The following is an 8,692-nucleotide window of genomic DNA, read 5'->3' as shown; positions in this document are numbered from 1 at the left end:
TCGGGCTTAGGCTCGAGCGATGGTGCGTCCGTGGAGTCCGTGGTGGGGGCCGGCTCCGGGGTCGGCTGTTCCGTGGGATCCCGTGACGGTTCTGGTTCGGGCTCGGGCGCGGGGGCCCAGAGAAAGCACGGATCCTCACCCGGGTGCTCAATCCACCACTTCACCCAGCGGAAGCCCGCGAAGAAGAAGTATTCCTCGCCCGGCACAACACACTTGGGGGCATCGGGCTGAGCCGGCTCAGCGCCGCTCGTGGGGCTGTCGGAGACAGAAGGTGCCGACGGTTGCGTAGAATCGCCCGCCGCGAAGGCTAGAGGCGCAGCCGGGATTCCCGACAGTGAAAGTGCCAACGCGATCGCGCCCGCGCGCGCGGCAAGGCGGCGATGTCGGGACTGGAGACTGCGTGCCGGCGCGTGGTGCGCTGTGCGGCGCGCGCCGGTTCGTGAAATGGACATGCAGTCTCCCCGGGAAAGAGCGATGTAGAGCGCGAAAATGGCGGCGCGAGAATCGCGCAACGGTGTCTAGGGTACGCGCCAGTAAGTGTGAATGTCACCCCTGTTATCATTTTGTAATAGAAACTGGACCGATTGATGCATAAATCGTCATCGCTTCGTCGCAAAATCGGGAGTGCCCGTTCACCCGGACACTCCCGATTCTCTGCAAAAACAGTCTCTGAAAAGGGACTATTCGCTCAAAGCGGCATCGACAACGTCCTTGGCTGCGGCCTGGACGCTCTTGAGGTGATCTTCGCCCTTGAAAGATTCGGCGTAGATCTTGTAGATGTCCTCGGTGCCCGAGGGGCGCGCCGCGAACCATGCGTTCTCAGTCGTGACCTTGAGGCCACCGATGGGGTCACCCGAAGGGGCACTCGTCATGATCGCCGTGATCTCTTCGCCTGCGACGCTCGTAGCACTGACCGCCTCGGGAGAGAGGTTCTTGAGTTTCGCCTTCGCCTCGCGATCGGCCGGTGCGGAGATTCGCGCGTAGGCGCTCGCCCCGAATTCCTCAACGAGGTCGCAAAGATGCTCGTGCGGGTTTTTGCCCGTGACGGCCGTGATTTCCGAGGCGAGCAGGGCGAGGATGATACCGTCCTTGTCGGTCGTCCACACATCGCCGTTCATGCGCAGGAACGATGCCCCCGCGCTTTCCTCTCCGCCGAAGCCCACTGACGAGTCGAGCAGCCCGGGCACGAACCACTTGAAGCCCACGGGAACCTCGAGCACCTCGCGGCCGATCTTTGCGCCGACGCGGTCAATGAGGGAACTCGAGACGAGGGTCTTGCCGATCTTGGCGTTGCTCGGCCATTCGGGGCGGTTATTGAACAGGTAGGTGATGGCAACCGCGAGGTAGTGGTTGGGATTCATGAGACCGCCCTGTGGCGTGACGATGCCGTGGCGATCAGAATCCGTATCGTTACCCGTTGCGATATCAAACTTTTCGCGCTGCTCGAGAACCGAGGCCATTGCCCACGGGCTCGAACAGTCCATGCGGATGATGCCGTCGGCATCAAGTGTCATGAACGAGAACGTCGGATCGACCTCGGGGTTGACCACCGTGAGGTCGAGCCCGTGACGCTCGGCGATGCGGGCCCAGTATTCAACGGCCGCGCCACCGAGAGGATCGGCGCCGATTCGCACCCCTGCTTTCGCGATAGCCTCGAGGTTCACAACGGAAGGAAGGTCCTCGACGTAAGTCGTCGTGAAGTCGTAGCGCCCGGCGCCCTCAACCGCCTTTGCGGCACTGACGCGGCGTAACTCGCGAAGGCCGCCCGCGAGGATCTCGTTCGCACGATTAGCGATCCAGGACGTCGCGTCGGTGCCCGCGGGTCCACCGTGCGGCGGGTTGTACTTGAAGCCGCCGTCGCGTGGCGGGTTGTGGCTCGGCGTCACGACGATGCCATCGGCGCGCGACTCATCGCTCGCGCTCTTGCCGCGATTGTGCACGAGAATCGCGTGTGAAACGGCCGGCGTAGGCGTGTACCCATCGCCCGAGTCAATGAGTACGGTGACGCCGTTGCCCACGAGCACCTCGAGGGCGGTGTCGAACGCGGGCTTGCTCAGCACGTGGGTATCGCGGCCCATGAAGAGTGGGCCGCGAATGCCCTGCCCCGAGCGGTACTCGATGATCGCCTGCGTGGTCGCCGCGATGTGGCCCTCATTGAACGCCGTGTCGAGAGAGCTGCCGCGGTGCCCGGAGGTTCCGAAGCTCACCGCCTGATCGGGGTTCGCGGGATCCGGCTGCAGCGAATAGTAGGCGTCGACAACCGAGGCCGGGTCGATCAGATCGGAAGGAAGCGGGAGCTTCCCCGCCCGTTCGTGAACCATGGAAAACTCCTCACATCCTTTGTGCCCGCGTGGGCACTTCTAATTCCTGCTGCGGCCGATCGCGCGGACGATCATGACGATGATGCCCACGAAGAAGAGCAGGCCGCCGATGAGACCGCACACGAGGGAGCCGAGGCCCCAGCCGATCCCAGCGCCCAGCATGTTGAGCGGGTTGATCGGGCCGATGACGGACACGGGAGCACTTACGCCTTCACACGTGAGCGTGCCTTTGCCCTCGACGTTGTTCGCTACGAACGAGTCCTTGTAGGTGACGTACTCCTGCCCGTCAATGGTGAGGGACTCGGAGTCCGACGAACCCGCCTCGGCTTGAAGCTCGGTTCCGTCCTCGAGCACGGCCTTGCACGTGGCATTCTCAGCGTCGACTTTCGGAACGTAGACGACCATCACCTCAAGGCCGTCGACCTCGAAGTCGTAGGTGGCCTTGCCGCCGGCGAACTCGCTATTGGCCTTGTCGAGTTTCGAAAGATCACCCATCTCGCTCACAAAACCCGAACCGGTGCGCCACACAGCAACGCCGAAGAGAACCGCGGAAACGATCAGGAGAAAGACGCCGATGAGCGTCAGGATGATGCCGATGGGCTTTTGCTTCGGCTTCACGGCCGCGCCACCGTAGCCATAGGGAGTGCCGTAGCCCCCGAAGGCGCCCTGTTGAGCCTGCGGTGCGTACTGGGGCTGCGAGTACTGATTCTGCGGCTGGAACTGCTGGCCGCTTTGCGGGTACTCGGGTGCGCTCTGGTACGGGTTCGAGCCCTGCGGCTCGGAAGCGCTCGGCTGACCATACGAGTTGTGCTGGTTAGGTGCCTCGTTGGCGCTTTGCCCGTAGGTGGGACGCGGGCGATCGTTGCCGTTGAAGGAATCGGACACGTGTGCCTCCAGGAAAGTCTAAGTAGGGACCGCGATCACGAAGGTGATGCGCTGCACGTTCAAGCCTACAAGGTTGCCTTGATGCCTAGATGGAAAAGCGTGCGATGCTCACGCGAGCGCGACAAAGGCTGACCCCCACCCGAGCGCCGCGCACGCGAGTGGTGTGAGCGCCCACCACAGCGCGATCCGTCCGAGCACATGCCAGGAAACCGACCTTTTCGAGGCGGCTAGCGACGACCCCACGATGGAGCCAACGAGCGTAAACGACGAGGACAGGGGGAACCTAAGCCACACGCTCGCACCGTAGAGCAGGAGGGCGGTTGAGGTCTCCGCCGCGAGGCCTTGGCTCACCGTGAGGTCCGTGAGGCGCCTGCCTAGTGTGCGCACGATTTCGCGTCCGCCAACAAACGTGCCAAGCGCCATCGCTCCCGAAAGAAGCACCGCGATCCACAGCGGAAGGGCGGCCAAACCCGCGTGGGAAGAAAGGAGGTGGCCAAGGGAGCCGTCGGACTCCGGCCCGTGCGTGTGGGAGCCGATCGCGCCGGATCGCCCGAGCCCCGCGAGTGCCACGACGACGATCGCGAGTGGCAGGCGGATATTGCTAAGCCCGTGCCCGAACGCGACGAGCCCCGCGGTGACTGTTTGCGTCCAGCGAACGGTTTGCGTTGTCAGGTGTCGCTTGGACTGCAACCCGCTTACGACCCGCGTCAGGGCGAAACTCAAGGCAAAACCGACAACGGGGCCGATCAGCACCGGGATAAACACGACAGCGATCGGGCTGAGCTGGCGCACGTCGCCGAGGGCACCCGCGAATGCGCCGGCGAGCGCCGCGAGAGTCGTGACCCACCCCGAAAGAGGAATGCCGCGCCACCACCCCACGATCAGGCACGCGACCGCAGTGATGATTCCGCAGGCGAGTGCGGTCCCGAGAGCGTCGGGTTGATCGAGAAGCGCTCCCGGAACACCCACGATCTGCACGAGTGAGGACTGCAGAAACATCAGGCTCACGAGGCCAAACATCGCCCCCGCGCCGTTCATGATTGCCGCGTAAGTCAGGGCGACACGCTCGGGAAGCACTCGCGTGACGATCGTGGTCGTCACCGCATTTGAGGCATCCTGGGCGCCGTTCGTGAACGCCCACAGGATCGAAAGGGCAACGATGCTCCAGGTGAGCATCAGACGTCCTTGACTCGCAACAGATCGGCGCAGCGCGAAAGATTCTGGAAGGCGAGTAGGACGCACTCGAGGGCCGCGATCACTTCGCGCGTGCGCGCGGTGGCGGCGAAGTCTGAAGGGTTCGTGCAACCGTCCCACAGTTCGGCGATGGCCGTTCGGGAATGCTCAGAGGCGTGGGTCGTGAGGCGCCGCATATCTTCGTCGAATCCTGAAAGTTGCTGCGGTTTGTCCAGTTGCCACGCGCACTGCACGACGAGCTCCGATGCGCGCTCGATGATTGAGAGGATCTCGAGAAGTCGATTCGGGAGCCTACCCACGTTGAGTCGTCGAGTGAGATCGGCCGTGCGCTCCATTTCGCTCACGCACAGTTTCATGGCGGCGGCGACGCCGTGAAGGGCATCGGCCTGGAACGGCGTGATGAGGCTTGTGGCGAGCCTGTTCGCGATCCTGTGGTTCAGCTCGGCCGCATCGATCATGTGTGTTTGAAGGCGGTCGAATGCCGAGGACCGGCCCTCTCCTTCGAGGGCGAGACTCTCCGCTAGGGTCTCTGCGCTGACCTGTACGCATTGCGCGAGGTCCGTGAAGATGTGATACACGGATTTTTCGCGAGGAGGGGAAAACAGCGGCATGGCCTCAGGGTACCGCCCGAACGTAACGAAATCGGGCGTGGAGAGGGTCGAACACCTCACGAAGAGGGGTGAAGCGCCGGACCGGGGGCGCCTGTCGGCGCGAAGGCCGCTCGTAGCGGCAAATGTTGGAGCCCGGGGCCACCGCGGCCCGGCGCGCACACAAGCCTAACAGTGAAGGGGGTGTGTGCTTCAACCCCACGAATTGCCGCTACGCGAGCGTGCCGGCCGCTGCTGATCGGGCTGCCTCGTTGAGTGCCTCGCCGGTTTTAAGGAGACGATCGGCGCGCTTGGTGAGCTCCTCGGGCGTCGCGGGGGTCCCGAATGAACGCGCGAGTTCGGTGCGAGAGGCGGGGGAGTCGGCGGCGTGGGCCGATCCGTAAGCGGCGAGCATCGCGACGGCCGCCGCGCGCGAGAGCGCCACCGAAAGATCGCCCGTGAATGCGCCCGAGAGAATCGCATCGAGCGTCACGCGCATCGAATCGATCGTGGGCGGATCGCTAAACCCTACGAGGTAGGTGAGGCCCGGCGCCGTGGATTGACCAAGCTCGAACAGGCGCCGAACCTCGTCGGTATCGCGTTGAACCCACGTGTGCAGGACGTACAGTCGCCACAGGGCGCCCGGAAGCGAGGCCGGCTCCGCCCCGGACCACAGCGCAGCGAGATCTTCGAGGCCCTCCCGCTCAACGAGTCTCAGCACGCGCTCGACAACCTCGGGTCGGGCATTCTCGCGCGTCTCCCGCAGGAGCGCCGCCGCGCTCTCGTGCGCCGCCTGATTCTTGAGGGCAGGATCGACACCTCCCTCGATCGCCTCTTGACGCTGGGGGGACAGAGATGCGGGACGCCTAAACTGTGCCATGCATCAACCCTACCCGCGACGGCTCGCACCGCCTTTGGGTACGGTAGTTCCGACGGTTGCCGGCAACCGTCGGACCCCATCCCCTTGGCCTCACCCGAAGGAGAACGCCGTGGAAGCCTTCATGATGACCCTTAGCTCCGGCGTGGTGAGCGGAGTGCGCCCGTACCTCATGCTGCTCGTGCTCGGTCTTGCGGGGCGCTTTCTCGAGGTGCAGGAGATTCCCCAGGTGATGCAGCGCACCGACGTTCTGGTGATTGCCGCGATTCTCGTGATCGTGGATTTTCTCGCGGATAAGGTGCAGTTTCTCGATTCGGTGTGGGATGGCATCAACAGCTTTGTGCGGCCCGTGGCCGGCGGCGCGATCGGTTTCCTGCTTGGTGGGAAGACGGACACGACGACCGCGGTGGTCTACGCGGCTGTGGGCACGTTCGCGGCACTTGGCACGCACGGCGCGAAAGCTGCGACCCGCGCGGCGGTCAACGTCTCTCCCGAACCGGTCTCGAACGTGGTCGTAAGCGTGATCGAGGATATTGCTGCCGTTATCCTCTCGATTCTCGCGGTGCTGCTGCCGATCCTTGCGGGCATCGCCGCGGTTTTCATCCTGATCGCGGCGGTGGTTGCGATCGTCGTGCTCGTGCGGTTCGTGCGTCGATGGCGTGGACGCCGTGCCGCAACGAAAAGGGCGGCACCCGAAGGCGCCGCCCCTGATGTGAACTAGCGACTAGATCAGACCGCGCCTCTTGAGCAGCGGCTCGTACTGGGCCTCGCGACCCGTCATATCCTTGAAGGCTTCGGGGATCGGGCGCGTTGCGCCGATCGAGAGCACGTGGGCGCGGAACTTGTCGCCGTTCTCGCGCGTGAGCCCGCCGTTCTCTTCGTACCAGGCGACCGTGTCCGCGTCGAACACCTCAGCCCACAGGTATGAGTAGTAGCCGGCCGCGTAGCCGCCCGAGAACGTGTGGTTGAGATAGCTCGTGCGGTAGCGCGACTCGACGAGTGGATGCATGAGGCCCGCGTCCTCAAGCGAGGCCTGCTCGAACACGACCGGATCCTCGATCGGCTCGGCCTCGAGGGAGGCGGGGAGGCGGTGCCACGCCCAGTCGAGTGCGGCGGCGCGCAGATATTCGACCGTGCCGAAGCCCTCGCCCCACTGCTGTGAGGCGGTCACGGCATCGATGAGCTCCTGCGGCACGACCTCTCCGGTTTCGACGTGCTTGGCGTAGTTCGGCAGGATCTCCGGGTGGAACATCCACATCTCGTTGACCTGGCTCGGGTACTCGACGATGTCGCGCTCGACGCTGAGGCCCGAGAGGGTCTCATACGCGACTTTCGAGAAGAGGCCGTGGAGGGCGTGGCCGAACTCGTGGAAGAGCGTGCTCACTTCGTCGAGGGACACGAGCGCCACATCGCCATCAGCGGGTGCGCTGATGTTGAGGTTGTTGACGACGACGGGCTTCGTGCCCTCCGCGAGCGACTGATCGACAATGTTGTTCATCCACGCGCCACCGCGCTTCGTCTCGCGCGTGAAGTAGTCGCCGAGGAACAGGCCGAGCCCCTCGCCGCTCGCGTCGAAGACCTCCCAGACCTTGACCTCGGGGTGATAACCCACGAGGTCTTCGCGGCGCTTAAAGGTGATGCCATAGAGCCTTTCGGCGGCGTAGAACACGCCGTCCTCAACAACGCGATCAAGCGCGAAGTAGGGGCGAAGTGCCGCGGTATCCACGCTGAACTCTTCGGCCTTGACCTTGTCGCTGTAGAAGGCCCAGTCCCACGGCTCGAGAGTGTCGATGCCATCCTGCTTTGCGCGGGCCGCGATCTTTTCGGCCTCGCGGTTGGCGTTCGCCATCGCGGGTGCGCTCGTCTTCGCGAACAGCTCATCGACCGCGGCGGCGGTCCGGGCCGTGCGGTCGGCAACGGCGAGCGAGGCGAAATCCTCGAAGCCAAGCATCGCGGCCTTGCGGGCGCGCAGCGCCGCGATCTCGGCGGCCATTTGCCACGTGCGATCGCCGCGCTCGATGCTCGCCTCATACAGGCGCTTGCGTACGTCGCGATTCGTGAGCGAGCTGAGCGCCGGCTGATTCGTGGGGAGGATGAAGGTGAGAAGCCAACCCTCGCGGCCGGCTTCCTTCGCGGCGCGCGCGGCGGCGGCCTTCGAATCCTCGCTTAGCCCCGCGAGCTCGTCCTCGTTCGTCAGGTGAAGAGCCGCGGCGTTCATGTCCCGTGTGACCTGCTGACTGAACTCCGTTTGCGCCTTGGAAATTTCGAGGTTGAGCTTCGCGAGCTCCTCGCGCTGCTCCTCGCTCAGGGCCGCGCCCGCGAGTGTGAAACGCTGATGGAACTTCTCCGTGAGCCGCACCTGCTCGGCGTCGAGCCCCGCCTCCTCGCGGGTCTCGTACACGGCGTTGAGCCGTTCGAAGATCTGCGGGTTGAGGTGCAGCTCGTTATCGAGCTCCGTGAGGAGCTCGGACACCTTCGACTCGATCTCAAGGAGCGGTTCGGTACCGTCGGCGCTCGCGATGTTGTAAAACACGGTCGCGGCGCGGTTCAGGGTGCGGCTCGGTTGATCGAGCACCGCGACGACGTTCTCGAAGGTGGGCTCCGAGGTGTCGTTCGCGATCGAAGCGTAGGCCTCGCGCGCTTCGCGAATGCCCTGCTCGATCGCAGGCAGGTAGTGGTCGTCGCGGATCGCGGCGAAGTCGGGAAGGTTGTAGGGGAGGCTTGAGGCCTCGAGGAGCGGATTGGACGTCGCTGTTGCTTCTTCACTCATGCGGTAACCGTACCGAACGCCTACCCGCCGCGCACCGGTGTACCACAGTCCAAAACGC

At 64.4% G+C, this 8,692-nt stretch carries 7 protein-coding genes and 1 pseudogene; 1 reads left to right on the top strand and 7 read right to left on the bottom strand.

From position 1 onward, the window contains the following. The 6 genes and pseudogenes from HMPREF3176_RS10195 to HMPREF3176_RS02555 all read right to left on the bottom strand — a co-directional run. Positions 1–452 (bottom strand): annotated as a pseudogene (locus HMPREF3176_RS10195) (hypothetical protein); the annotation flags it as partial. A gap of 228 nt (positions 453–680) precedes the next feature. Further along, positions 681–2,321, bottom strand: coding sequence for a phosphoglucomutase (alpha-D-glucose-1,6-bisphosphate-dependent) (pgm, locus tag HMPREF3176_RS02575; RefSeq protein WP_070457960.1), 1,641 nt, complete (start codon positions 2,319–2,321; stop codon positions 681–683). A 39-nt stretch (positions 2,322–2,360) separates the two neighbouring features. After that, positions 2,361–3,206: a hypothetical protein gene (locus HMPREF3176_RS02570; RefSeq protein WP_070457958.1), complete on the bottom strand. Its 846-nt coding sequence runs from the start codon at positions 3,204–3,206 to the stop codon at positions 2,361–2,363. Between the two features lie 108 nt (positions 3,207–3,314). Beyond that, positions 3,315–4,382, bottom strand: a complete 1,068-nt coding sequence (locus HMPREF3176_RS02565; RefSeq protein WP_070457955.1) for an inorganic phosphate transporter — start codon at positions 4,380–4,382, stop codon at positions 3,315–3,317. Beyond that, positions 4,382–5,011 (bottom strand): DUF47 domain-containing protein, encoded by a 630-nt coding sequence (locus HMPREF3176_RS02560; protein WP_141742344.1) that lies wholly within the window; start codon positions 5,009–5,011, stop codon positions 4,382–4,384. The genes HMPREF3176_RS02565 and HMPREF3176_RS02560 overlap by 1 nt, the downstream gene beginning before the upstream one ends. Positions 5,012–5,219: 208 nt before the next feature. Next, positions 5,220–5,867 carry a hypothetical protein gene (locus HMPREF3176_RS02555; protein ID WP_061212344.1) on the bottom strand — a complete coding sequence of 216 codons (648 nt, stop codon included), beginning with the start codon at positions 5,865–5,867 and terminating at the stop codon, positions 5,220–5,222. Positions 5,868–5,976: 109 nt separating this feature from the next. Between HMPREF3176_RS02555 and HMPREF3176_RS02550 the strand changes: the two genes are divergently transcribed. Next, positions 5,977–6,585, top strand: coding sequence for a DUF4126 domain-containing protein (locus HMPREF3176_RS02550; protein ID WP_070457949.1), 609 nt, complete (start codon positions 5,977–5,979; stop codon positions 6,583–6,585). 3 nt (positions 6,586–6,588) lie between these two features. Here the strand turns inward: HMPREF3176_RS02550 and HMPREF3176_RS02545 are convergent, their stop codons facing one another. Then, the gene (locus HMPREF3176_RS02545) at positions 6,589–8,634 is read right to left on the bottom strand and encodes a M3 family metallopeptidase (protein ID WP_070457946.1); all 2,046 of its coding nucleotides are present in this window, start codon (positions 8,632–8,634) and stop codon (positions 6,589–6,591) included. Positions 8,635–8,692: the final 58 nt, after the last annotated feature.

This window comes from Dermabacter sp. HMSC08H10 (assembly GCF_001807585.1).
Lineage (GTDB): Bacteria > Actinomycetota > Actinomycetes > Actinomycetales > Dermabacteraceae > Dermabacter > Dermabacter hominis.
This window is presented reverse-complemented; position numbering and strand designations above follow the sequence as displayed.

Bases quoted from the DNA above. Each gene is read 5' to 3' on its own strand.
- pgm (WP_070457960.1), bottom strand. From the start codon at position 2,321: ATGGTTCACGAACGGGCGGGGAAGCTCCCGCTTCCTTCCGATCTGATC.
- HMPREF3176_RS02565 (WP_070457955.1), bottom strand. From the start codon at position 4,382: ATGCTCACCTGGAGCATCGTTGCCCTTTCGATCCTGTGGGCGTTCACG.
- HMPREF3176_RS02560 (WP_141742344.1), bottom strand. From the start codon at position 5,011: ATGCCGCTGTTTTCCCCTCCTCGCGAAAAATCCGTGTATCACATCTTC.
- HMPREF3176_RS02555 (WP_061212344.1), bottom strand. From the start codon at position 5,867: ATGGCACAGTTTAGGCGTCCCGCATCTCTGTCCCCCCAGCGTCAAGAG.
- HMPREF3176_RS02545 (WP_070457946.1), bottom strand. From the start codon at position 8,634: ATGAGTGAAGAAGCAACAGCGACGTCCAATCCGCTCCTCGAGGCCTCA.